Annotated in this window: 21 protein-coding genes; 9 read left to right on the top strand and 12 right to left on the bottom strand. The window is 68.7% G+C overall.

What is annotated here, in order from left to right:
• Positions 1-5 precede the first annotated feature (5 nt).
• The 4 genes from HYG95_RS19260 to HYG95_RS19245 are packed head-to-tail and all read right to left on the bottom strand — an operon-like array spanning position 6 to position 4,643.
• On the bottom strand, positions 6-1,049 hold the full coding sequence (locus tag HYG95_RS19260) for an NAD-dependent epimerase/dehydratase family protein (RefSeq protein ID WP_181699668.1): 1,044 nt from the start codon (positions 1,047-1,049) through the stop codon (positions 6-8).
• Positions 1,046-2,692, bottom strand: a complete 1,647-nt coding sequence (locus HYG95_RS19255; protein WP_181699666.1) for a fatty acid CoA ligase family protein — start codon at positions 2,690-2,692, stop codon at positions 1,046-1,048. Before HYG95_RS19255 ends, HYG95_RS19260 begins: the two co-directional genes overlap by 4 nt.
• On the bottom strand, positions 2,689-3,585 hold the full coding sequence (locus tag HYG95_RS19250) for a hypothetical protein (protein WP_181699664.1): 897 nt from the start codon (positions 3,583-3,585) through the stop codon (positions 2,689-2,691). The genes HYG95_RS19255 and HYG95_RS19250 overlap by 4 nt, the downstream gene beginning before the upstream one ends.
• A gap of 8 nt (positions 3,586-3,593) precedes the next feature.
• A complete protein-coding gene (locus HYG95_RS19245; protein ID WP_181699662.1) occupies positions 3,594-4,643 on the bottom strand; it encodes a 3-oxoacyl-[acyl-carrier-protein] synthase III C-terminal domain-containing protein in 1,050 nt (349 codons plus the stop codon).
• A 613-nt stretch (positions 4,644-5,256) separates the two neighbouring features.
• Here HYG95_RS19245 and HYG95_RS19240 point away from each other — a divergent pair.
• Positions 5,257-5,685, top strand: coding sequence for a DUF779 domain-containing protein (locus HYG95_RS19240; RefSeq protein ID WP_181699660.1), 429 nt, complete (start codon positions 5,257-5,259; stop codon positions 5,683-5,685).
• Positions 5,686-5,696: 11 nt separating this feature from the next.
• Here HYG95_RS19240 and HYG95_RS19235 read toward each other — a convergent pair whose 3' ends face one another.
• From HYG95_RS19235 to HYG95_RS19210, 6 genes are all read right to left on the bottom strand, one after another.
• Entirely contained in the window at positions 5,697-7,076 is a 1,380-nt protein-coding gene (locus tag HYG95_RS19235; RefSeq protein WP_181699658.1) for a hypothetical protein, read from the bottom strand.
• Positions 7,077-7,091: 15 nt separating this feature from the next.
• Positions 7,092-7,910: an ABC transporter permease gene (locus HYG95_RS19230; protein ID WP_181699656.1), complete on the bottom strand. Its 819-nt coding sequence runs from the start codon at positions 7,908-7,910 to the stop codon at positions 7,092-7,094.
• A 23-nt stretch (positions 7,911-7,933) separates the two neighbouring features.
• A complete protein-coding gene (locus HYG95_RS19225) occupies positions 7,934-8,887 on the bottom strand; it encodes an ATP-binding cassette domain-containing protein (protein WP_181699654.1) in 954 nt (317 codons plus the stop codon).
• Entirely contained in the window at positions 8,884-10,140 is a 1,257-nt protein-coding gene (locus tag HYG95_RS19220; RefSeq protein ID WP_181699652.1) for a glycosyltransferase, read from the bottom strand. The genes HYG95_RS19225 and HYG95_RS19220 overlap by 4 nt, the downstream gene beginning before the upstream one ends.
• A gap of 2 nt (positions 10,141-10,142) precedes the next feature.
• Positions 10,143-11,567: a condensation domain-containing protein gene (locus HYG95_RS19215; protein ID WP_181699650.1), complete on the bottom strand. Its 1,425-nt coding sequence runs from the start codon at positions 11,565-11,567 to the stop codon at positions 10,143-10,145.
• Between the two features lie 215 nt (positions 11,568-11,782).
• Positions 11,783-12,472, bottom strand: a complete 690-nt coding sequence (locus tag HYG95_RS19210; protein ID WP_181699648.1) for a TVP38/TMEM64 family protein — start codon at positions 12,470-12,472, stop codon at positions 11,783-11,785.
• Between the two features lie 119 nt (positions 12,473-12,591).
• Between HYG95_RS19210 and HYG95_RS19205 the strand changes: the two genes are divergently transcribed.
• From HYG95_RS19205 to HYG95_RS19180, 6 genes are all read left to right on the top strand, one after another.
• Complete coding sequence (locus HYG95_RS19205) at positions 12,592-14,463, top strand: methylmalonyl-CoA mutase family protein (protein ID WP_181699646.1); 1,872 nt, start codon at positions 12,592-12,594, stop codon at positions 14,461-14,463.
• The gene (scpA, locus tag HYG95_RS19200) at positions 14,463-16,727 is read left to right on the top strand and encodes a methylmalonyl-CoA mutase (protein ID WP_181699644.1); all 2,265 of its coding nucleotides are present in this window, start codon (positions 14,463-14,465) and stop codon (positions 16,725-16,727) included. Before HYG95_RS19205 ends, scpA begins: the two co-directional genes overlap by 1 nt.
• 175 nt (positions 16,728-16,902) lie before the next feature.
• Positions 16,903-17,952 (top strand): methylmalonyl Co-A mutase-associated GTPase MeaB, encoded by a 1,050-nt coding sequence (meaB, locus tag HYG95_RS19195; RefSeq protein WP_220139608.1) that lies wholly within the window; start codon positions 16,903-16,905, stop codon positions 17,950-17,952.
• A 188-nt stretch (positions 17,953-18,140) separates the two neighbouring features.
• A complete protein-coding gene (locus HYG95_RS19190) occupies positions 18,141-18,455 on the top strand; it encodes a hypothetical protein (RefSeq protein ID WP_181699642.1) in 315 nt (104 codons plus the stop codon).
• 102 nt (positions 18,456-18,557) lie between these two features.
• Positions 18,558-18,923: a helix-turn-helix transcriptional regulator gene (locus HYG95_RS19185; RefSeq protein WP_181699640.1), complete on the top strand. Its 366-nt coding sequence runs from the start codon at positions 18,558-18,560 to the stop codon at positions 18,921-18,923.
• Complete coding sequence (locus HYG95_RS19180; protein ID WP_181699638.1) at positions 18,920-19,390, top strand: SRPBCC domain-containing protein; 471 nt, start codon at positions 18,920-18,922, stop codon at positions 19,388-19,390. The genes HYG95_RS19185 and HYG95_RS19180 overlap by 4 nt, the downstream gene beginning before the upstream one ends.
• A 2-nt stretch (positions 19,391-19,392) precedes the next feature.
• On the opposite strand, the gene HYG95_RS19175 is transcribed toward HYG95_RS19180, so the two are convergent.
• Positions 19,393-20,889, bottom strand: coding sequence for a multicopper oxidase family protein (locus HYG95_RS19175; RefSeq protein WP_181699636.1), 1,497 nt, complete (start codon positions 20,887-20,889; stop codon positions 19,393-19,395).
• A gap of 304 nt (positions 20,890-21,193) precedes the next feature.
• Here HYG95_RS19175 and HYG95_RS19170 point away from each other — a divergent pair, with 304 nt between their 5' ends.
• Together HYG95_RS19170 and HYG95_RS19165 are read left to right on the top strand one after the other, a co-directional pair.
• Entirely contained in the window at positions 21,194-22,333 is a 1,140-nt protein-coding gene (locus HYG95_RS19170; RefSeq protein WP_370465846.1) for a sensor histidine kinase, read from the top strand.
• The gene (locus tag HYG95_RS19165) at positions 22,330-22,959 is read left to right on the top strand and encodes a response regulator transcription factor (RefSeq protein ID WP_181699632.1); all 630 of its coding nucleotides are present in this window, start codon (positions 22,330-22,332) and stop codon (positions 22,957-22,959) included. The genes HYG95_RS19170 and HYG95_RS19165 overlap by 4 nt, the downstream gene beginning before the upstream one ends.
• 183 nt (positions 22,960-23,142) lie before the next feature.
• Here HYG95_RS19165 and HYG95_RS19160 read toward each other — a convergent pair.
• Positions 23,143-23,506 (bottom strand): amidohydrolase family protein (locus HYG95_RS19160; protein ID WP_181699630.1); only part of this gene is annotated, 364 nt, incomplete at its 5' end.

The raw sequence follows: 23,506 nt of genomic DNA, 5'->3' as shown, positions 1-23,506 counted from the left end.
GAGTGTTACCGCAGGTGCCCGGCGAGCGACTCGATGCTGCCCTGGGCCTCGAGCCAGACCAAGAAGGTGGACAGGCCTGTGTCGCGGTCGACGACGGGGTGGTAGCCCAGGTCGGCGCGGGCCGCGCCGGTGTCGTAGGTGGCGGTGCGGGTCATCAGGGCGACGGCGTAGCGCGACAACGGCGGCGACCAGCGCCGTGCCACGGCCGGAATCCGCCACACCGCCTCGATGGCCGCGACAACGGCGGCGAGGACACGCGGATTCGGCCTGCGCGTCGGCCGCTGGAAGCCGAGCCCCTCGGCGACCTCGCCGAGAAACCCCCACACATCGGTCTTCTCGGCATCGGCGATGAAATACGCCTTGCCACCGATGTTCTTGGCACTCAGCGCGAGCAGGCAGGCGTGGACGATGTTGTCCACGTGGCACAGCGACGCCTCGATATTCCGGCCGTACGACAGGTCGGGCAGGGCGCCGTCGGCAGTGCGGGCGAGCAACCGCACGATCGGGCCCGACCGGTCACCGGCACCCCAGATCGCGCGCGGACGCAACGCCACGGTGCTGAATTCGGCGGTGTTCGCGGCGAGCACGGCCTGTTCGGCCGTCGCCTTCGTCTCGGAATAGTGATTGAGGTAGCGGCGCGGATAGGGCAGCGATTCGTCGACATCGATCTGGTCGCCGCCGTCACGGTCCATCAGGGCACTGGGGCTGGAGATGAATACGAATCGGTGTGCACCGCCGCGGCGGGCGGCGTCGAGGAGCAGTTCGGTGGCGCGCACGTTCTCCACCCAGAACTGGGCCCGGGTGCCGCGTTCGTCGACGCGGGCCGCGCTGTGGATCACCGCGTCCACCCCGTCGGCGGCGCGGCGCAGCGAGTCGGCGTCGGATAGGTCGCCTTCGACGATCGTGACGGCCGCGCGTGCGGTGCCGAGGTCGTCGAGCACGCTGGTGCGCCGCACCAGGATCGACACGTCGTGCGTGCCGTCGGCCACCAGGGCGCGCACGATGGCGCCGCCGAGGAATCCGGACGCGCCGGTGACGAGGATCTTCATGAGTTCAGCTTCTTCGTTGCCCAACGGGCGAGTTCTTCGCGGCCGATCTTGGCGTTGTGCCGGATGTCGACCGGGAAACCGGGGTGGATGAGGAAATCGGTGATCGGTACGGCGGTGTCGAACGCGGCGGCACGGTCGCGCAGGCGCAGGTCCACGGCCACCGCATCGGCACCCGGCTCCAGTTCTACACACAGCACCGGCCGATGCGCACCGGGTCGGCCGACACCGACCAGCGCCGTGCGCGAAACGCCACGTACCGCGTTGAAGACCTGCTCGACCTGCACGGTGAACATCGGTCCCGCGGCGGTGCTCAACCGCTGACTCTTGCGACCGCAGAACCACACGCGGCCCTGCTCGTCGATCCAGCCCAGGTCACCGGTGCGGTGCCAGACGCGGTCCCCGTCGGCGATCTTGCCCAGCGCATTGGCCTCGGCGGGCCAGTAGTAGCGGGTGCTCACATTGGGTCCGGCGACGACGATCTCGCCGATCCGGTCGGTGGGTTCGGCGTCGGCGAGATTCGCGATCGGGGCGTCGGTCACGGCGACGAGCCGCACCTCGACATCGTCGGTGGGACGTCCGATGCAGGTGCCCTCACCGTGTGCCGCCCGTTCGACCAGGCCGTCGAGCAATTCCCGCGATTCGATCGTCGTCATCGGCAGCGCCTCGGTGGAACCGTAGCCCGCGAAGATCTCGACATCGGGACGCAAGACCTCGCGCAGTCCGGCGATGCACCACGCGGGCACCGGCGCACCTCCGGAGAAGATGCTGCCAAGGGTGTCGAGTTCGACGGGGTGCGACCGCAGGTGGGCGAGCAGCGGGATCAGCACAGCCGGGGACGCGAACATCGTGCGCACCCCGAACTTGGTGATCGCGTCGACCACATGCGCCGGATCGGTGGAACCGACCTTGCTGGGAATCAGCGGCGGCAGCACGCACCGGGAGCCGAGCAGCAAGTCGAGCACGCCGACCAGCGGCAGGGTGACCAGCGAGGACTCCGGCGGCGTGTGGCCGCGGGCGGCGTGCACCTGCTCGACCATGGCGGCGAGATTGCCGTGGGTGAGTTCGACCGCCTTGGCCGGGCCGGTGCTTCCGGTGGTGAAACCGATGATGAGCAGGTCGTCCTCGGCGGCGGGCGCACGGTCGGGCAGCAGACCCGCCGGAGTGCGGTCCCACGATTGCAGGGTGGGGCCGCCCCAGAACCAGCGGCGGCCGACCGTCAGGGTGGTGCGCACCCGGCGGAAGCTGCGCGGGAACAGCACTCGCAGCGCGTGTGCCTGCGGGATCCCGATGAACGCCTCGGCCTCGACCGCGCGCAGGCAGTGCACCATGCGCCGCACACCCATGCCCGGGTCGATCACCACCGGCACCGCACCGATCTTCAACAGCGCGAACAGGATCGCGTACAGCTCCGGGCTCGGCAACACCAGCACGATGGTGCGGGTGCCGCTGCCGACGCCTGAACTCGTCAGGTGTTCGGCGATGGCGTCGGACCACCGGTCGAGATCGTGGTAGGTGATCCGCCGGTAGTCCGGCATACCGTCGGCGGTGGTGCCGTCGGGGTAGATCACCGCCGGGCGATCGGGTTCGGTGCGGGCGAATTCCCGGAAGCGGTCGATCGTGGCCCAGTAGGTCGCGGTGGTCACGCGAGGTGCTCCTCGGGCAGCCGGTAGAGGGTCGCCGCGGCCGACGGACCGGCACCGGCACCGACGAACAGGATGTGGGTGAACCCACCGAGCGAGGCATCCTCGGTGGCGCGCGCGTAGGCCAGGGGCAGCGCGGCGGTGTGTGGGTCGCCGTCGGTGAGATCCGGTGTGCGCACGGCATTCTGGTCCAGGCCGAGGGCGTCGGCCAGGCGCTTGGGGAAGTGCGCGCTCGGGGTGGAGGCGATGAGTGCGACGCGAGCGTCCGGCGCCTCGGCCAGCGCCGCGCGACCCGCCTCGGCCGCCACCGCCAGCACCCGGTCCTCGAAATCGGGCTCGCGTTCCACCGTCATGAGGCCGCGGCCGACGGTGCCCATCGTCGCGGTGTCGACGTAGGCCTGTCCGGCCGGTGTGCCGGGTGCGGTGACGGTGTGCACGGGTCCGAAGCCCTCCGCGCCCTCGACGTGCTCGAGCAGCAACGCGGCACCGGCTGTGGCATAGGGGAATTCGATATCCGCGCGCGAGCGGGTGAGCGAGGGATGGGTGTCGCCTGCGACGATCAGCACGTGCTCGGTGCCCGTCGCCAGGATCGCGCCGGCGACCTGCACCGCGTTGACCACCCCGGTCGCACCGTTCATCAGGTCGAAGGAGAAGGTGCGCGGGTCGTTCTTGCCGTAGTCCAGGCCGATACCCGCGGCCTTCTGGATCATCGCGGCGACGGCGGGTTCCACGGTGTTGGAATCGCGGAAGACGCCGGTGTTGATGAGCACACCGACCTGATCGGGCCGGATTCCGGCCTGTTCCAGGCAGTGACGGGCCGCGCGCCCGCTGTGCTCGACGATGCTGTGGGTGTCGGTCGACCGACTGGTACCGGTGGCTCGGATACGCACGCCCATGACGAACCTCAGACCTTCAGGGAGGAGATGGTGGTGGACAGGAAACCCGCGACAACGCCCGAGGCGGCCGGGACCATGAGGACCTTCGCGCCTGCCTCGATGCCGTCCTGTTCGAGCTGATCGTGCAGCACGATGAAATGCGAAGTGGTCGAAGTGTTTCCGTACTTCTCGATCACATTGAGGTCCGGCGGGATGGGGGCGCCGAACTCGCGGGCGGCCACCGCGTTGATGAAAGGCACGGCCGCGGCGCCGAACTGGTGGTGGATGATGTAGTCGAATTCCTCGTCGGCGAAGGTGCGGCCCTGGGCGGCGAGGAACTCGCCCTGGGCGTCGGGCCACAGCTGGAACCTGGCCTCGTTGTGCATCTTGCGGTTGTCGGTGTAGAGCGCCACACCCGAGGTCTTGTCGCTCGGCATGCCGAGGCACAGATGGGAATGCTCTGCGGCCGTGAGCAATTCGATGTAGTGGATCTTGTCGGCGTCGTCGACGGCCTGGTCGAGCACGACCGCGCATCCGGAGTCGCCCACCGAGAGCGACGCGAACTGCAGGTCGTACTTCTCGGAGATTTCGTTGACCGCGGTCTCGGCGATCGGGGTGATGGACTCACCGCTGACCACCATTCCGTTGCGCACCACGCCCGCCCGGATCATCCGGTCGAGCAGGTAGGTGCCGGTGAGCATGCCGGCGCAGGCATTGGACACGTCGAAAGTGATGGCCCGCTCGGCGCCGAGTTCCTTGGCGATGGTCGAGGCGAAGGAGGGCTCCATGTACATGCGGGTGCCCTCGTTGCTGCGGGTGATCGAGCAGGAGATGATCACCTCGAGCTCGCCCGCACCGTAGCGTGAGCGCTCGAGGCAGTCGCGGGCCGCGTTCACGGCGAGCGTGAAGGAGTCCTCGAGGCTGTCCGGCCGGGTGTCGCGGAACCGGCGCTCTTTGATGCCGGTGATCTTTTCGAGGTCGAAAGCGGGCGGCGTGGCGAGCCGGGAAAGTAATTCCTCGGTCGAGACGATATTCGACGGAAGATACGCACCGATGGATTCGAAACGCGAATGCGACACGAAAACTCCTGACAGTCGAAAAGGGTCGCCGGTGACCGTGGTGGGGGCCGATGCGAGCGGACACTACCGGAAAGTAACCGGGTTTCGCGGGGCGGCGTCGGCGGTCGCGGAGGGTTGGCTCGCGGCGCGAGCCGGGCTGGATCCCATCCAGACATCTGCCGGTGGCAATGGTGAAGTTACACAGCAAATGCGCCGAGTCTGCCGATATTCCTCAATCTTTCGACATCAGCGGCCCGGCGCAGGTGCTTGTCGGCAAGTTGTCAGCTATCGATCGGGCGGTGTGGAAGCCGACGATTCGGGGCACCCGGGCTGTCAGGTGTGGCGTGAGGGACCTCACGTCGGTGCGGGTGACGGAATGGCCGCTGCTGTTTCGGAATTTGTTTCCCGCGCCGAAAACACCGGAGGTGATTTGGTTTCGCGAACATCGCCCGAATTCCGCTTCGCGGAATGGTCGCGGAAGAATGGCCGTCACTGATGGACTCGGCGAAATCGCGGTTGGGTGGCCGGCGGTGAGGGCACTCGTTCGGCAAGGTTCGGGGCGTACCAACGTTGGACCAACCTTGCGCACCGATAGTGTGCACCGAACACCGTCGAGACATGCAAGGAGCGCACCATGGGTAACCGTGCCGGGTCCGTACACCGCGACCGAGATCTCCACGCCCACTGGGGAAGTCACCGTCATCGCGCGATCGAGGCCACCGGCGAAGCCGGTGATGTGCTCGCGCTGCTCACCGCGATGCACGGCCCCGTGGTGCTCTACCTGGCCCCCGGCACCGACGGCTGCAGCCCGATCTGCTTGCGCCGCACCGAATTCTGCCCCGGCGCCGACGATGTCCTCGCCGGTCGCACCGCCGCGCACACCGAGTTCTGGATGGCGGGCGACTTCTACGCCGGCTTCGAGGACCTCGATGTCGGCATCGAGGTACGCAGCGCGGTGCGAACCGGACGACAATCCGGCTCACTCGAATCGGACTGCGGTTTCCGCTTCACGCTGCGCATCAGCAAGCCCGAAGCCGTGGAACTGGTCGACGAGGCCTCCTGAACCCTTCTCGCTCACCAGAAGCGGGGTGTCAACGACCAATCGGCGAATTCGGCGGCGAGCAGGTCGCGCAGGGCGGCCCGGTTCGGGAAGCGGTCCGGGTCGGCGCCGGTGACCACCAGGGTGACGGTGTCGTCGTCGCAGGAGAAGGCCAGGTTCACGCCGACCTCCACCTGTCGGAACAAGTCCACCGGGCCGGGATTCACCACCGGACGCATGATCACGTCGCGGGCGCGATGACCGTCGAGCACCGCGATGTTCTGTGCGGTGCGACCCATGTTGGTGCACAGGCATTCCGGTGCCTTGGCGGTGCGGGCGAACTTGTGCAGCACCACCTTCGGCAACAGCATCTGCACCGGCTGCAGGTGCTGGATCGGGGGAATCGTCGCCGGATCGCGGTAGGCGAGGGCGGCCGCCTTGAGCGACGCACGAACCTCGGGCAGGTCGGTGCGGGCGCCGGCGCGGTAGGCGACGCTGATCGGCAGACCGGTGGTCGCGTTGGCACGGGGGTCGTCGGCCTCGCGCATCGAGTGCGGAATGTCCACGCGCACTTGCGCTCCGTCGGCGATGCGGCCGCTGCGGCCGAGCAGACCGACGGCGACGCCGATCAGCAGACCGTTGGTGGTGCCGCCGTGTGCCGTGGCGACGGCGTCCCACTCGGCCAGGTCGAGCTGGACGATCGCATCGGCGGCCTGCCAGGTGTCGGCATGCGGCAGCCGAGGCTGGGCCGGACGCGGATTGCGGCCCGGTTCGCTCACGCCGCGCGCCCGTCGCGCCGCTCGTACACCTCGTGCCACGGCACGTAACTGGGCGCGCGCGTCGGCGAGGTCGGCGGCCAACCGGCCGGGCCCGGCGACCGGCCCGACCAGCCTGCCCGCGCTCGCGTCGCGGTCGGGCCGCTCACCGCGCCCGAGGCGGTCGAGCGAGTCGACGATCGCGTGCATCATGCCGCCGCCGTCACAGGCGACATGGGAGGCGACGAGGGTGACCACCGTGCCACCGGATTCGGTCGGGGCACCGGCCAGTTGCCACACCAGTCCCCGGGCCGGGTCGAATTCCACCGCGGCCTGCTCGAGGAACCAGTCGAGTACGGCGTCGTCGGGGATCGGGGTGTCCGACCATCGCAGCGGCAGCGACTCGGTGGTGGGCTCCCAGTGGGCGCGCGCGATCGGGAAACGGGTGGTACGCACGCGGCGGGCGATGAAACCCGTGGCCAGATGAGCGTGCCAGCGCTGCAACGACTCCCGGCCGACGGCGGTGTCGAACCGGTAGGCCAGCTGGTTGACCAGGGCGTTGGGGTAGAGGCTGTGAAGTTTGAAGAACAGGTCGTCGTCGGCGGTGATCCGGTTGAGGCCGGTGGTGGCCACCGGAACTACGGGCGAGGTGACGGTCATCGGGGAATCTCCTGATCAGCGGGAACGCAGGGTGCGCACGGTGAGCGGCGCGAAAACGGTGACCACGACCACCGAGGCCACCAGTGACCACCAGGCGTCGGCGCCGATCGTGCCCTCGGCGGCGAGTGTCCGCACCGCCGACACCAGGTAGGACACCGGGTTCAGGTCCGAGACGTGGCGCATCCAGCTGGGCATCGCCTCCTCGGGCACCAGCGCGTTGGACGCGAAACCGAGGAAGGTGAGCACGAGCATGCACATGCCCTGCACGGCGGCCGGGCGGGCGATGGTCGCGCCGATGAAGGCGAACAGCCAGCTGATGGCGGTGGTGGCGAAGACGACGAGCACCGCGCCCGCGAGGAAACCGGCCGTGTGCTCGGGCCGGTAGCCCATGGCGAAGCCGACGACCACGACCGTCGTCGCGGCCAGTAGATAGCGCACCGTGCCCGCCAGCAATGCGCCCGCAACCGGTGCCGAGCGGGCGATCGGCATGGCGACGAACCGGTCGAACACACCCGAATGGATGTCCTCGGACAGCTGCACGCCCGTGGCCACCGAGGAGGTGAGCACGATCTGCACCAGCACACCCGGAATCATGATCGGCAGATACGCCGCCATGCTGCCCGCGATGGCGGTGCCGAAGATGTTGCCGAACAGCACCGGCCCCACGATCGGCAACAGCAGTGCGTCGTAGAGCAATTGGGGGCTGTGCCGGAAGGTGAGCAACCCACGCCAGGCCATCATCAGCGAATGCTGCAGCGCGGCGAACGGGCTCACCCTGGTGACGCGCGGTGCGCGCACGACCTGGGTGGTCGTCTTCTCGGTGGTGAGAGTCATTGCGGTGCTTTCACGAAGGGCGGTCATGCCGCGTCGGCGGAGGTCGCGTGGCCGGTCAGCGACAGGAACACCTCGTTGAGGTCGGGCCGGTCGACGGCGAATCCGCGTAGCTCGATGCCCGCGGCGCGGCAGGCGGCGACGATGTCGGCGCCCGTTCCCACCTCCGGCAGGGCGACGGTGAGCGTCCCGGTGGAGGACCCCTCGGGCACCTCGCCGGTGAGCTCGCAGATCAGCGCCTCGGCCCGGCGCAGGTCGGCGGTGTCGGGGATGTCGAGGCGGAGTACCTGCTCGCCGATGGACGACTTCAGTTCGGCCGCAGTGCCTTCCGCGACGAGGCTGCCGCGATCGATCACCGCGATCCGGTCGGCCAGCGCGTCGGCCTCCTCCAGGTACTGGGTGGTCAGCAGCACCGTCGCGCCGCGCTCGACGAGCCCGCGAACGATGCCCCACATGCGGTCACGGGTGTGTGGGTCCAGGCCGGTGGTCGGTTCGTCGAGGAAGATCAGCGGGGGCACGGTGATGAGCGTGGCCGCCAGATCCAGGCGTCTGCGCATGCCACCGGAGAACGCGCTGACGCTGCGCCGCGCCACCGCCGACAACTCGAACTCCTCGAGCAGTTCGTCGCAGCGAGCGGCGGCGGCCCGCCGCGACAGCCCGAGCAGCCGGCCGAACAGGCGCAGATTCTCGGCGGCGGTGAGGGTTTCGTCGACGGAGGCGTACTGGCCGGTGAGCCCGATCATCGACCGGACGGCCGTGGCATCGCGCACCACGTCGTAGCCGAACACTTCGGCGCTGCCGCGATCGGGACGCAGCAGGGTGGCCAGCATGCGCACCGTGGTGGTCTTGCCCGCCCCGTTGGGGCCGAGCATGGCGAACACCGAGCCGGCCGCGATGCTGAGATCGATGGCGCCCACGGCGGTGAAGTCACCGTAGGACTTGCCGAGACCGCTGGTGCGGACGGCGATGTCGGTGCTCACTGCGGCCTCCCGGCGTGGTCGAACTGTGGTGTCGGAACAGTCAGGGGGACAAGGGCTTCCACCTCGTCGGCGGCGCGGGCCAGGCCGTCGTCGCGGAAGCCGACGGCGTAGGCGGCGGCCCGGGCCACCACCTGTGGGTCGGCGACTGCGTCGAGCAGCGCGTCGAGTCGATCGGCGTCCAGCGCGGCGGCGCGGGTCGTCGCGGCCAGACCGAGCCGCGACAGCGCCGCCCCCCAATACGGCTGATCGGCTTGGATCGCGCAGATGACCTGCGGCACACCGGCTCTCAGAGCCGCAGCGGTCGTCCCGGCGCCACCGTGGTGCACGGCTGCCAGACAGCGCGGGAACACCGTCGCGTGGTCGACCTGCTCGACGACGGCCACCTCGGGCGAGAGTTCCGGCTCGATCCCGGCCCAGCCCGCCGCGAGCAGCAGTCGCCGCCCGCGCCGCGCGCACACGGTGCGCAGCATATGGACCAGAGCGGGGGGATCATCGACGGTCATCGACCCGAATCCGACATAGATCGGGGCTGGTCCCGCCACCAGCCAGGCCGACAGCGCGGGATCGGCCGGGGCGCCGAGGAATCCGTCGCTGTCCACGATGAACCCGGTGACCGGGTGCCGTTCGGGCAGCTCGGCCGCCAGCCCGGGAAACAGGTCGGTGTCGTAGGCCTGGATCGACACCCGACCGGGCAGCGGATGTTCGACGATCCCGGACTCGGACAGCGGCTCGGCCAGAGCGGCGTCACGCGCCCACCGCAGACCCGACCAGATCCGGCGGTTGAGCGCACCGGGCACCCGCCGCCCCCAGCCGGTCGGCACCACCGGTACCGACCGGCTGGGGTGGATCGGGAAGAAATGCACTGCCGCCAACGGCAATCCGACGTGCCGCGCCGCCTTCTCCGCCGCCTCCTCGCCCGCCATGCCGGTGACGAGCACGTCGTGCCCCGGGGCGAGCGCGAGCAGGTCACGCACCGCCTCGGCGACACCGCGTCGCTGCAGGTCCAGCACCGCGCGCATCCGCTGACGCGGACTGGCGCTACGGAAGCGCCGGTCGGCGTGCTGGGTGCGCAGCAGTTCGGCGCTGTCGCACCCGAACCCGACCGCGGCGATGCCGTGACCGGTGGCGAACTCGACGAGATTGGGCGACAGCGCGAGCGTCACCGCGTGCCCGCGAGCGATGAGCTCGCGGGCGAGCAGGATGCCGGGCTGGGCATCGCCCCTGCTTCCGGTGAAGGCCAGCAGCGCACGCATGGTCAGCTCGCGCTCAATGCCGCCGGCACGTCGGCGACCGGGGTGGCCGCGGCAGGCGCGGCGATCGTGGTCACCGCGTACATGGCCCGGGCGAATTCGGTGAGGTAGCGGTCCATCACCTCGGCGGGCAGGCCGGCCGGATACCGGGTGGAGACATAGAGGCCCTCGGGGCCGCGCACCACCCAGAAGTACACCTCCTCGGTCGAGTACGACACCGCGCGCAGGGTCCGTCCGCGCAGGTCGGCGACGAGTTCGTAGTCGGGCAGCATCCGGATGTCGAGGAACGACGCGCCGAAGGTCGGGCCTTCCATCGCACCGACCATGGCCAGCGAGCGACCCCACGAGGCGTCGTTGCAGATGTGGGCGCGTTTGAGCGAGGCCCGGGTGGCGGTGAGCGCGGCGGCCATGTCGGCGCCCGAGGGCAGGGTGATGTCGACGGGTACGACATTGACGAACCAGCCCATCGACTCGAGCCAGGTCAGGTCGGGCCGGGTGGCGATCGGCATCACGGTGCGGAACCGGTCCTGGCCGAACACCTCTCGCCAGGCCACGGCGAGCGCGGCGAACACCGTGACCGACAGCCGGTGCTTGAGCTGATCAAGCCGGGCCTCCACCTCCTCGAGTTCGGCGATGGTCAGCAAGGTGCGCGACACGCTCGGCTGGGCGTGCTCACCGTCGAGCTCGGCCACCATGCCCGCGCCGAAACGCGGCATCGGGGAGCCGGGGGCGCCGAGAAAATCCCGCCACACCGCCACGGCGGGGGAGTCGGGGGTGAGTTCCTCGGCGGCGGCGCGCTCGACGGCCGCGAAGTCGGCGGGACTGCCGAATGTCGAGGAGTCGCGGATCTCGCCGCCGGTGGTGACGGCGGTGTAGAGGGTGCGTAATTCCAGGATCAGCACGGCCTGGGAGTAGGCGTCGAGTACGGAGTGGTCGGCACCGACCAGCACGGTGAAGTCGTCGGTGTCGTGGGCGACCGTCGCGACCAGCAGGTGTGGCCACACCAGTGCCGAGAGCCGCAATTCCAGGACATCGCAGAGGAATTCGTTGATCTGTTCACCGTCGGTGAGATCGGCGACCCGGGCGGAAGTGACGCGCACGGTACCCGGCTCGGTGGTGATGCGGTGGTAGTCGCCGTCGCTGGTGGGTGCGACGGTGGTGCGGAAACCCTCGTGGCGGTCGTGCCACAGCTCGAGGGTCCGTGCCCAGGCGCGCGCGTCGAGCGGGGCGTCCATCTCGAAGATGGTGCCGATCCAGCGGCCACGGCCGGGCTGCGGGTCGTCGGGATCGAGGAAACCGAGGTATTGGGCGTGGACGCTGGCCAGCGGCCGTTCGTCGTCGTGCCAGGAGTCGGGCGAGATCAGCTCAGGGGTCCAGATCGACAGATCGCCGGATCGGATGCGGAAATCGGAGAGATGGGTGTATTCCATGCCGGGTCACCTCATGGTGGAAGAACGTGCCGAGAACGGCGGTGAATGGAAGCGGTGAAGACGGGACGCGACACCGGGTGTTGCTCTGGATCCCGCACCGGATGTAGCTGGCGAACCCTGGGCTATCCGGAGTCTATAACTCTGTGAGAATTCTGAAAGACGGCTTAGTCACAACTTCCAGATGTGAAGAAGATCACTTTCTCAATTGTGATCGATCACCGGCGCGACACCATGCCCCTGGAGTAGGGGGCATCGGTTTCCGGGGCGACGACCGGCATCCGTGCGTCGACGATCAGGCCGAGCAACCCCAAGGCGAGACACACCAGCGACACCGCGATCGCGGCCGGATGCGTGCCGCCGGTCAGTGCGTCGGCCAGCACGACCGTCGCGATGGTCCCCGGCGCCGAGCCGACCACCGTCGCGAGCAGGTACGGGGTGAAGCGCACCGACGACAGTCCGCAGCAGTAGTTCACGACCGAGAACGGCGCGAACGCGATGAGCCGCAGCGCTGCCACCGCGAGCCAGCCGCGCTGCGCCAGCCGCAGGTCGACCGCCCGCACCGCCGGATGGGTGAGGTGCTCGGCGACCCGCGCGCGGCCGATCGCCCGCACCCCGAGCAGCGCGAGACCGGCACTCACGCCCGTGGCCCCGAGCGCGATCACCGACCCGAGCAGCGGACCGAACAGCACCCCACTGGTGACTGTCAGTACGGTGCGGGGCACCGGCGCGACCGCGACGAGGGAATAGAAGAGGAAGAACAGCAGGGGAAGCAGCGGTCCCACGCCGCCTGCCCAGTCCCTGACCTGCTGTGGGCCGGGCAACGGAACCAGCATCGCCACCACGAACAGGGCCGCCAACCCGGCCAGGGTCAGCAGCAGTCGGGGGGAGCGGATCAGCTGGAGCACCGCGACAGCGTACCGGTCGGTAGGGGATGGCCCCAGTGGGTGGACACGATGTCACAGATAGCATCGGAGGCGAACCGGACACATCCCGGTTCGCCGTGACGGAGGAGAGAACAGCAGCTATGCCGATTGGTTCAGAGGCAGGGGCAGGTCTCGCACCGGATCCGGTGCCCGAGTACGCCGCCTGGCGCAAGGGTGTGGCAGGCGTGCTGGCCAAGGCGCGACGGGTCGATGTCGCCGAGCTGCCCACCGAGCCCGAGCATCTGCTCGACGAGGCCACCTATGACGGGCTCACCATCGCCCCGCTCTACACCCGCCGCGACGAGCTGCCCGAGCAGCCGCTGCCCGGCAACTTCCCGTTCGTGCGCGGCGGCGACGCCACTCGCGACCCGCAGCGCGGCTGGTTCGTCGGTGCCTTCGCCGGTTCGGCCGACGCCGCGAGTACCAACCGCGCCATCCTCACCGGGCTCGAGAACGGCGTCAGCGCGGTCTCGCTCGGGGTCGGCGCCCACGGCGTGCCGGTCACCCAGATCGCGACCGCACTGTCCGGGGTGCTGTTCGAACTCGCCCCGCTGTCGCTGGTCGCAGGTGCCGAGGTGAGCGCGGCCGCCGAGCAGGTGTTCGAGGTGCTCGACGGCTACCAGCTCGAGGACCGCACCCAGATCCGAGTCGGCTTGGGCGCCGCGCCGCTCACCGACGCCTTCGCCGGCCACGCCGACCTCGATGTCGAGCAGGCCGTCGCATTGGCTCGCCGCGCGATCGCCCGTCCCGAAGCGGTGCGCGCGATCACCGTCGACGGCACCGCCTTCCACAACGCCGGTGCCGCAGACGCCCAGGAGCTCGGCGCCTCGATCGCCGCCGGTCTGGCCTACCTGCGCGCGTTGACGGGTGCGGGCGTCGATATCGCCGACGCGTTCGGTCAGCTCGAGTTCCGCTACGCGGCCACCGACGACCAGTTCGCCACCATCGTGAAGTTCCGCGCCGCCCGCCGTCTCTGGGCGCGCGTCGCCCAGGTGTGCGGTGCGCCCGCTTTCGGCGCCGCACCACAGCACGCGGTCACCTCCTCGGCCATGATGACCCAGCGCGATCCGTGGGTGAACCTGCTCCGCACCACGCTCGCCGCGTTCGGTGCCGGTGTCGGCGGGGCCGATTCGGTCACCGTGCAGCCGTTCGACTCCGCCCTTCCCGCGGGCGAACTCGGTGTGTCACAGTCGTTCTCGGAGCGCATGGCCCGCAATATCCAGCTGCTGCTGCTCGAGGAATCCCACCTGGGGCATGTGCAGGATCCCGGTGCCGGTTCGTGGTACGTCGAGTCCCTCACCGACGAACTCGCCGCCAAGGCCTGGGAATTCATGCAGGAGATCGAGGCCGCCGGTGGTTACCCGGCCGCGCTCGACACCGGACTGATCGCCGCGCGCGTCGCCGAGACCGCCGCCGCGCGCGCCGCCGACATCGCGCACCGCAAGACCGCCGTCACCGGTGTCAACGAGTTCCCCAACCTCGCCGAGGCGCCGCTGTCGGAGCAGGCACGCGACCAGGCTTCGCTGGTGCGCTACGGTGCCGCGTTCGAGGCGCTGCGCAACCGCTCGGACGCCTACCTCGCGGTGAACGGTGAGCGGCCCAAGGCGCTGATCGTGGCACTCGGCCCGGTGGCCGAACACAACGCGCGCACCATCTTCACCGCGAACGTGCTTGCCTCCGGCGGCATCGAGTCGGTGAACCCCGGACCGCTCGCTGTCGACGGAATCGCCGCTGCCGCAACCGGATCCGGTGCTCGCATCGCCGTGCTGTGCGGTGCGGACAAGCGTTACGGCGAGGAGGCGGGCGCGGCGGTCGAGGCGCTACGTGGCGCCGGGATCGAGACGGTGTTGCTGGCCGGGCCGGAGAAGGCCGTCGAGCAGTACAGCGGGACGCAGCGTCCCGACGGATTCCTGAGTCTGCGTATCGACGCGGTCGCGGTCCTGTCGCAGCTGCTGGAGAAGGTGGGAGCCTGATGACCACATCCGATATCGAGCACCGCATCGGCAGTTTCGCCGAGGTGCCGCTCACCGAGCGGGCGCCCGAGCCCGCCGCCGTGGACGCGGATCAGGTGCGGGAGTTCGTGGCCGAGGCGGCCGCGGCCAACCACACCACCGCCGACCAGCTCACCTGGGCGACCCCGGAGGGCATCGACGTGCCGCCGGTGTTCACCAAGGCCGACCGTGATGCCGTTGTCGCACAGGGCTATCCGCTCGACACGGTGCCCGGCGTCGCGCCGTTCCTTCGTGGTCCCTACCCGACCATGTACGTGAACCAGCCGTGGACGATCCGCCAGTACGCGGGCTTCTCCACCGCCGCGGATTCCAACGCCTTCTACCGCCGCAATCTGCAGGCGGGCCAGAAGGGTCTGTCGGTCGCGTTCGACCTCGCCACCCACCGTGGCTACGACTCCGACCATCCGCGCGTCCAAGGTGACGTCGGCATGGCCGGTGTGGCGATCGACTCGATCCTGGACATGCGTCAGCTCTTCGACCAGATCCCACTGGATCAGGTGTCGGTGTCGATGACCATGAACGGCGCGGTGCTGCCGATCCTCGCGCTCTACGTCGTCGCCGCCGAAGAACAAGGCGTCACGCCCGAACAGCTGGCCGGAACCATTCAGAACGACATTCTGAAAGAGTTCATGGTCCGCAACACCTACATCTACCCGCCCAAGCCCTCGATGCGGATCATCTCCGACATCTTCGCCTTCACCAGCGCGAAGATGCCGAAGTTCAACTCGATCTCCATCTCGGGTTACCACATCCAAGAGGCCGGTGCGACCGCCGATCTCGAGCTGGCCTACACCCTGGCCGACGGTGTGGAGTACATCCGGGCGGGCATCGCGGCGGGCATGGACGTCGACAAGTTCGCCCCGCGCCTGTCGTTCTTCTGGGCCATCGGCATGAACTTCTTCATGGAGGTCGCCAAGCTGCGCGCCGGGCGCCTGCTGTGGAGCGAACTGGTGTCGAAGTTCGAGCCCAAGAGCGCGAAATCGCTGTCACTGCGCACCCATTCGCAGACATCCGGCTGGTCGCTCACCGCGCAGGACGCCTACAACAATGTGGCGCGCACCTGCATCGAGGCGATGGCCGCGACCCAGGGTCACACCCAGTCGCTGCACACCAACGCGCTCGACGAGGCACTGGCGCTGCCGACGGACTTCTCCGCCCGCATCGCCCGCAACACCCAGCTGCTGATTCAGCAGGAGTCCAACACCACCCGCCCGATCGACCCGTGGGGCGGTTCGTACTACGTCGAGTGGCTCACCCACCAGCTCGCCGAGCGGGCGCGCGCCCACATCGCCGAGGTGGAGGCGCACGGCGGTATGGCGCAGGCGATTTCGGAAGGCATTCCGAAGCTGCGCATCGAAGAGGCCGCCGCCCGCACCCAGGCGCGCATCGACACCGGGCAGCAGCCGGTGATCGGCGTCAACAAGTACCAGGTCGAGGAGGACCACGAGGTCGAGGTTCTCAAGGTCGAGAACTCGCGGGTGCGTGCCGAGCAGATCGAGAAGCTGGAACGCCTTCGCGCCGAACGCGATTCGGTGGCGGTCGAACGCGCGCTGGCCGAATTGACCCGTGCGGCAGCCTCTTCCGAGGGTGGCATGGAGAACAACCTCCTGGCGCTGGCCATCGACGCGGCCCGCGCCAAGGCCACCGTCGGTGAGATCTCCGACGCGCTGGAGAAGGTGTACGGCCGCCATCAGGCCGAGATCCGTACCCTGTCCGGTGTGTACCGTGACGAAGCAGGCAAGGCATCCAACATCGGTGCCGCCATCGCGCTGGTCGAGGAATTCGCCGAGGCCGAGGGCCGTCGCCCCCGCATCCTGGTCGCCAAGATGGGTCAGGACGGGCACGACCGCGGCCAGAAGGTGATCGCGACCGCGTTCGCCGACCTCGGCATGGACGTCGACGTGGGCCCGCTGTTCCAGACCCCCGAAGAGGTGGCGCGCCAGGCGGCCGACAACGACGTCCACATCGTCGGTGTCTCCTCGCTGGCCGCGGGTCACCTCACGCTGGTGCCCGCCCTGCGGCAGGCGCTGGCTTCGGTCGGGCGCCCCGACATCATGGTCATCGTCGGCGGCGTCATCCCGCCCGGCGACTTCGACGAGCTCTACGAAGCGGGCGCCGCCGCGATCTTCCCGCCCGGCACCGTGATCGCCGACGCGGCGATCGACCTGCTGCGCAAGCTCGGTGCCTCGCTCGGCCACGAGATCGGCGGCGGCAGCCCGGCATGATGTGGCCGGCCCGCTGCGTCATGGACGAATGTGCCTGCGGCGCAGCGGGTTCGGGCCTGCCCGTGTGGGCGGGTCACGGGCACACGGTGGAGGCACCGGGTCGGCGGCAGCGCGGGCCGGTGCCGGTCGGAGGGACACGGACATGAACGAGGCCGCACAGGGCGGGCATCCACGCCTGGGCACTACGGCGGGTGTCGGGGCACCCCGCAACGGCGAACGAGCCGTGGCGCGGACACCGCGCACCATCGACGTCGATGCGCTCGCCGACGGTATCCGCGCCGGTCAGCGTGCCGCGCTGGCCCGGGCGATCACGCTGGTCGAGTCGACCAGGTCCGATCACCGCGAACTCGCCCAGCAGTTGTTGCTGCGGGTGAGCGGGGAACCCGGCGCCGTGGTCTCGAACCGGGTCGGCATCACTGGTGTGCCCGGGGTCGGCAAGTCGACGTTCATCGACGCGCTCGGCATGTACCTGCTCGGCAAGGGGCATCGGGTCGCGGTGCTGGCCGTCGACCCGTCCTCGACCCGTACCGGTGGGTCGATCCTCGGCGACAAGACCCGGATGGCACGGCTGTCCCTGGAAGCCGACGCGTTCATCCGGCCCTCGCCGACGGCGGGCACGCTCGGCGGCGTCGCCAAGGCCACCCGCGAAACGATTGTGCTGCTCGAAGCGGCCGGCTACGACGTGATCCTGGTGGAGACAGTCGGCGTCGGCCAGTCCGAGGTGACCGTCGCCAACATGGTCGACGTGTTCTGCTTCCTCACCCTGGCCCGCACCGGCGATCAGTTGCAGGGCATCAAGAAGGGTGTGCTCGAGCTGGCCGAGGTGGTCGCGGTCAACAAGGCCGACGGCAAGCACGAGATGGAAGCCAAGAGCGCCGCCCGGGAACTTTCGGGCGCGCTGCGGCTGATCCACCCGCACGACGCCCTGTGGAAACCGCCGGTGCTCACCATGAGCGGGCTGGAAGGTCTTGGCCTGGACAAGTTCTGGGACACCGTGCTCGAACATCGTCGGGTGCTCACCGAGGCGGGGGAGTTCGCCGAGAAGCGGCGCCGTCAGCAGGTCGACTGGACCTGGACCATGGTGCGCGACCAGATCCTGCGCCGCCTGACCGACAATCCGCGCGTGAAAGAGGTTCGCGCGCAGGTGGAATCGGCCGTCCGCGCCGGGGAGCTCACCCCTGCTCTCGCCGCCGAGGAAATTCTCACGGCATTCGACCGGAGTTGACGATCGCCCTGCAATAGCTGGACGTGGTAAGGCTTGCCTATCGCGTCCGCGTCCGCTGGGATTCATGGTTTTTCACCTCGAAGTTCGCGGATGATATTCCGTTGCCACTTCATTCGCCAGCTGTTGTCTGCGTCGATTTCCGTGGATGCTGGAAGTAGACGCCGCAAGCGACTGCCGAGGAGGTAGTGATGGCGATCTACCGCACGAATCGGATCATGGGTAGCGACAAGACCCCCGAGCAGGCGGTTCTCGGGGGAGATGGCCGGTGGCGGCTCACCTGGTTGCCGGAATTCGGCCTCACGACTGATCAGGCGGTATCGGGACTGCGCCTTGATGAGATTCTCAGCGACCCGGATCTGGTCTACGACCGGATGGCGCTGGCCGAGGCCACTACTTGTGCCGATCGCATCGGCATCATCCTCGAGCTCGCGATGGTGCGCTTGTGGAAGCGGCTGAACAGCGCCATCGCACTCTGTGGGCTCTTCATGGCCCGACTCGCCTGACCTGGCTCGACAAGGATCTTTCAAAACCCACCGCGCGGACCGCGGTGGGTTTTTCTTGTCCGGGGGTTGCGCGAGGGGGCGTCTATGTGAATACTTAGGTATGTGCCTAAGTATTCGAGCGGTGAAGCGGACGGGAGACTCGACGATGTCTTCCGGGCGCTCATGGATCCGACTCGGCGGGCGATCGTCGAACGGCTGACGCGGGGACCCGCGTCGGTGTCCGAACTCGCGGCGCCTTTCGACGTCGCGATGCCGACGATCGTGCAGCACCTCAAAGCCCTGGAAGCGGGGCGGATCGTCGCCTCGGCCAAGGTCGGGCGCGTGCGCACCTACCAGTTGGTTCCCGGCGCCTTCGGGGCCGCGATCGACTGGCTGGGGCGCCAGCGTCCACCCGCCGAAAGACAGCTCGACAGGCTGACCGCATTGCTCACCGAAACAGCGAAATCCTCAGAAGGAGAACAACAATGAACACCGTGACCCGTTCCGTCAAGCACGCCCAGTTCACCATCGAGCGGGAGGTGCCCGTCGCGCCGTCCGTCGCCTTCCAGGCCTTCGCCGACCCCGCGATCAAGAGCCGCTGGTTCGGTGGCGAGGAAGGCTGGGAGCAGGGTGAGGTCTCCATGGACTTCCGTGTCGGCGGCCAGGAGGTCAACGAGGGCACCTTCGAGGGGAAGATGACCTCCCGCTTCGTCGCCACCTACACCGACATCATCGACGACGAGCGCCTCGTCTACACCTACGACATGTGGATCAACGGCGACCACATCTCCACCTCGGTCGCCACCTGGGAATTCGAACCGACCGCGGCGGGCACCAAGCTCACCCTCGTCGAATTCGGTGCTCACCTGGACGGTTTCGACACCGGCGCACAGCGGGAAGGGGGTACTCGCGAACTGGTCGAAAACCTCGTCCGCTACCTTGCCACCGCCGCCTAGGTTCAGTGATGGCCCTTCGCGCCCATGTCCGTGGCCATCGGCGCGGGCCGCTGTCCCGGGGCGAGGACCAGGAACTGACCCATCATCCCCTGATCCTCGTGGTGGAGCAGGTGGCAGTGGAACATGTAGGGGTAGGTGGGGTCGGTGTGGTCGGCGAAGCGCATGGCCAGGGTGTAGGTCGAGCCGGAGCTGGTGTAGACGGTGTCTTTCCACCCGGTTAGTGCTGGGGGAGGGGTCTTTCCGTCGACGGTGAGGACCTGGAACTGCACATCGTGGACATGGAAGTTGTGCGGCCAGTTGTCCTTGTTGCGCACCGACCAGACCTCGGTGGTGTCCACGGGGATGGTCATGTCGATGCGGTTCATGTCCATGCGCTGGTTGTTGATCATGAACCACTGCAGGTCGAAGGACCGTGTCGCCGGGGTCGTCGCGGCGGCGAGCGCGGTCATCGGGATCAAAGACGCGGGTAGGGGCGCGCTGGGGCGGAGAGACTCGGCGGCCCGGAGGGCAAGGATGTCGAAAGTGTCGTCGAAGCCGAACTCGGCGGCACGGTCGATGCCCGCGCGGTCGGTGATCGGCAGCGACCGCAGCATGGTGTTCTCGCCGGGACGCAGTGCGATCACGATCTCGGCGCGCTCGCCGGGGCTGAGCTGGAGCTGTTCCAGCGCAACGGGTTTCGGTAGTAGGCCGCCGTCCGTGCCGATCAGGTGGAAAGCCCGGCCGTCGGCGAGGGCGAGGTTGTAGAGGCGGCCCGAGGAGCCGTTGAGGACGCGCAAACGCACCCGTTCGGTGGTGACCCGCAGGTGCGCGCCCGCGATGCCGTTGGTCACGATGGTGTCGCCCAGCAGGCCCACATCGGTGGGATCGGACTCGTCCACGGCGCCGTCGGCGGTGAACCGGCGGTCCTGGATCACCAGCGGAATATCGTCCACCCCATACTCTTTCGGTAGGGGCAGGGCATCGGCGGCATCGTCATCGATGAGGAACAAGCCGGACAGACCACGGTGCACATGCTTTTCCGTCGCACCGTGCGGATGCGGGTGATACCAGAGGGTCGCGGCCTGCTGCTGCACCGTCCAGCTCGGCGTCCACACCGCGCCCGGCGCGATCATCTGGTGCGGCCCACCGTCGAACTTCGCGGGCAGGTGCATGCCGTGCCAATGCACCGACGTCGCCTCGGACAGGGCATTGCTGATCGCGAACTCGACCCGCTCACCACGCCGCGCCCGCACCGTCGGGCCGAGCACCGACCCGCTGTAACCCCAGCTAGCGGTCGTGACCCCGCGCAACATCTCGGTCGTGCCCGCCTGGGCGCGCAGGGTGAACCGCCGGACACCGTCAGCACCGACGGTCGACGGCGCGAGCGGCGGGATCGGCAGCGGACGGGTGCCGTTCGCGGCCGAAACGGACGGCCGAACCGAACACCCGGCCGCGTACACCACCGGGGCCAGCGCCAAGCCGGCGAGGAAACCTCGTCGCGAAACCACAGGTAACTCCATCTCTGAGTGGGGACCCCCAGCTTCGCCTGGTTCCTGCGCGCTCGGCTCAGCCCACCGGCCCGAACACCGCCCGAAAATTCCGCCCGCCCGACCCTTGCGCACCTTCCTATGAGCTGCTAATAGGTATCGCGGTCGCGAGCTCCGCAGGGCCCGGGATTCGGAAAGGACGAACGAACTTCGCAGCGTCACTCCCGCTACCCGGCATCGGCGGCCCGCGTCGCAGGCACGCGGCGGCGGATGGTCCGGTGTGTCGGGGTTGCGGGCGGTCGGGCCTTCCCCGGTCGACGCATACGGTGGGAACGTGATCGATGTGCGTGCTCGCCCTGACCCGCGCCGCCTGCTGCGGTGGCTGCCGCTGGCTGTGGTCCCGGTGCTGCTGGCGGCCAGCACATACCCGGGTCAGTTCCGAGTGCCTGTGCACTATTGGGTGCTCGCGATGAGCGCCGCGGTGGTGTTCGCGGTGGGGCGGCGGTGGCCGTTGGCGGTGTCGCTCATACTGTCGGCTCTGGCGGTTCCCATGTTTCGTACCGAGGCGTGGGGTGTGGCCGGTCTGGTGCCGTACCTCGGGGCCGTGGCGCTGGTCGATGTCGTCGCCCGGACCCACCGGCGCCTGACCGTCGTACTCGCGACCGTCGGGTGGGCGGCAGCGGTTGTCCTCGGGTGGATCGGGCTGCACGACACATCCATCGGTCGCGCTTCCACCCTCGTCGAGGGCGTCGCCTACGTCGGGTTGCCGCTGCTGCTGGGGTTGTACCTGCGGGGGCAACGCGAGCTGGCCGACAATCTGCGCCTGCGCGCCGCCGATGCCGAGGCACGCACCCGCCTCGACGAGCGAGCGGCGATGGCCAGGGAACTGCACGACGTCGTCGCCCACCACATGGCCTCGATCATCCTGCGGATCTCGGTGGCCGGTCACGTTGTCCGGCGAGCGGATCCGCGGATCACGGCGGTCCTCGACGATGTCCGAGCCACAGCGACCGACGCGCTGGGCGACATCCGGAGATTGCTCGCGGTCCTCCGCGATCCCGCGCTGGGGGAGGTGGCGCTGGTCGAGCCCGATGCCGTCGGTGCTGAGATCGACGCCGCCGTCGCACGCGTACGAGCCGCCGGATTCACTGTCGAGTCGACAGTCGGTGACCTGAGTGGGCTCGATGCCATTCGAAGGCTCACCCTGCTCCGGCTGGTGCAGGAATCGCTCACCAATGTGATGAAGCACGCGAATCACGCTGTGCCGGTGCGATTCACGATCGACCGGGACGACAACGGCATCACCCTGACCGTCGTCAGCGGCGCCGACAATGCCGCGACAACACCCGGCCACGGCATCGTCGGCATGCGCGAGCGCACCGAACTCGCCGGCGGCACACTGACCGCCACCGCCGAGGACCAGCGCTGGATCGTGCGCGCCCACCTTCCGGACCAGACCCGAGGAGAACAACAGTGATCCGCGTACTACTCGCCGACGACCAACGCCTGATCCGGGCCGGACTGCGGATGCTCATCGAAGACACCGACGACATCGCCGTCGCCGGAGAGGCCGCCGACGGCGTCGAAGCGGTCCGCCTGTACACCGAACTACGTCCCGACCTGGTGATCATGGACCTGCGCATGCCAGGCCTCGACGGTATAGGCGCCACCCGGCAGATTCTCGCCACCGACCCCCGGGCGAAGGTCCTGGTGCTGACCACCTTCGACGACGACGACCACCTGCTGCCCGCCCTGTCCGCCGGTGCCACAGGCTATTTCGTGAAAGACACCGACCCCACCGTCCTCCTCGACGCGATCCGCCGCACCGTCGAAGGCGATCTCCTCTTCTCACCCACCCTGCTCCGCAGACTCATCACCCGAGCACTGACAACCCCGCCCGAAACCCTTTCACCCCCACCCGATCTCACCGCCCGCGAACGCGACGTCCTGCACCTGGTAGCCGAAGGCCACGGCAACCAGGAAATCGCCGACCGCCTCCACCTCGGAGTGAGCACCGTCAAAACCCACATCACCAACCTGCTCGACAAAACCGGCACCGACAACCGCGTCCGCCTCGCGGTCTACGCCTCCAAAATGGGCTGACTCGCGCCACCACAATGCTCAGAACGGAGATCGGGACCTCCAGTATCGACGGGTCGGCGACAGCAACCTGACCGGTGCGAAGAACTGTGATCGCCCCAACCGCTCGCCGACGAAACCTTCCTGCACCTGTGGTGAGGCGCCGCCGGAGCGGGTAGTCGGCGGTCAACAGGCGGGAGACAATCCTTAAGGCGCGTCGAGGTCGAACAGGTGGACGGCGTTGTCGTGGCACACCTTTCGGAGCCAGTCGGGGCCGAGGTCGAGGCGTTCGAGAGCGGCGACTGCCTCGGCGTAAGGGTAGGGGATGTTGGGGAAGTCGCTGCCGAAAAGGATGCGGGGGCCGAAGGCGAGGAGACGGTCGCGTTGGTCGGCGGGGAAGGGGGCGCCTGCTTCGCTGAAGTCGGTCCAGACCATGGTGGTGTCGAGGTAGAGCTGGGGGTATTGCTCGGCGAGATCGAGGAACTCGCGGTATTCGGGGGTGCCCATGTGGGCGATGATCAAGCGCAGGGTGGGGAAGCGGCGCAGGAGTTCGGCGATGGGGGCATTGTGG

The sequence above is a fragment of the Nocardia sp. GTS18 genome, assembly GCF_013839555.1.
GTDB lineage: Bacteria > Actinomycetota > Actinomycetes > Mycobacteriales > Mycobacteriaceae > Nocardia > Nocardia rosealba.
Note: the sequence above shows the minus strand (reverse complement) of the source record. Positions and strands in the feature narration are given on the sequence as shown.

Coding starts and splice junctions, on each gene's coding strand:
- HYG95_RS19260 (WP_181699668.1), bottom strand. CDS start 1,049: ATGAAGATCCTCGTCACCGGCGCGTCCGGATTCCTCGGCGGCGCCATC.
- HYG95_RS19250 (WP_181699664.1), bottom strand. CDS start 3,585: ATGGGCGTGCGTATCCGAGCCACCGGTACCAGTCGGTCGACCGACACC.
- HYG95_RS19240 (WP_181699660.1), top strand. CDS start 5,257: ATGGGTAACCGTGCCGGGTCCGTACACCGCGACCGAGATCTCCACGCC.
- HYG95_RS19235 (WP_181699658.1), bottom strand. CDS start 7,076: ATGACCGTCACCTCGCCCGTAGTTCCGGTGGCCACCACCGGCCTCAAC.
- HYG95_RS19230 (WP_181699656.1), bottom strand. CDS start 7,910: ATGACTCTCACCACCGAGAAGACGACCACCCAGGTCGTGCGCGCACCG.
- HYG95_RS19220 (WP_181699652.1), bottom strand. CDS start 10,140: ATGCGTGCGCTGCTGGCCTTCACCGGAAGCAGGGGCGATGCCCAGCCC.
- HYG95_RS19215 (WP_181699650.1), bottom strand. CDS start 11,567: ATGGAATACACCCATCTCTCCGATTTCCGCATCCGATCCGGCGATCTG.
- HYG95_RS19205 (WP_181699646.1), top strand. CDS start 12,592: ATGCCGATTGGTTCAGAGGCAGGGGCAGGTCTCGCACCGGATCCGGTG.
- scpA (WP_181699644.1), top strand. CDS start 14,463: ATGACCACATCCGATATCGAGCACCGCATCGGCAGTTTCGCCGAGGTG.
- HYG95_RS19190 (WP_181699642.1), top strand. CDS start 18,141: ATGGCGATCTACCGCACGAATCGGATCATGGGTAGCGACAAGACCCCC.
- HYG95_RS19180 (WP_181699638.1), top strand. CDS start 18,920: ATGAACACCGTGACCCGTTCCGTCAAGCACGCCCAGTTCACCATCGAG.
- HYG95_RS19175 (WP_181699636.1), bottom strand. CDS start 20,889: ATGGAGTTACCTGTGGTTTCGCGACGAGGTTTCCTCGCCGGCTTGGCG.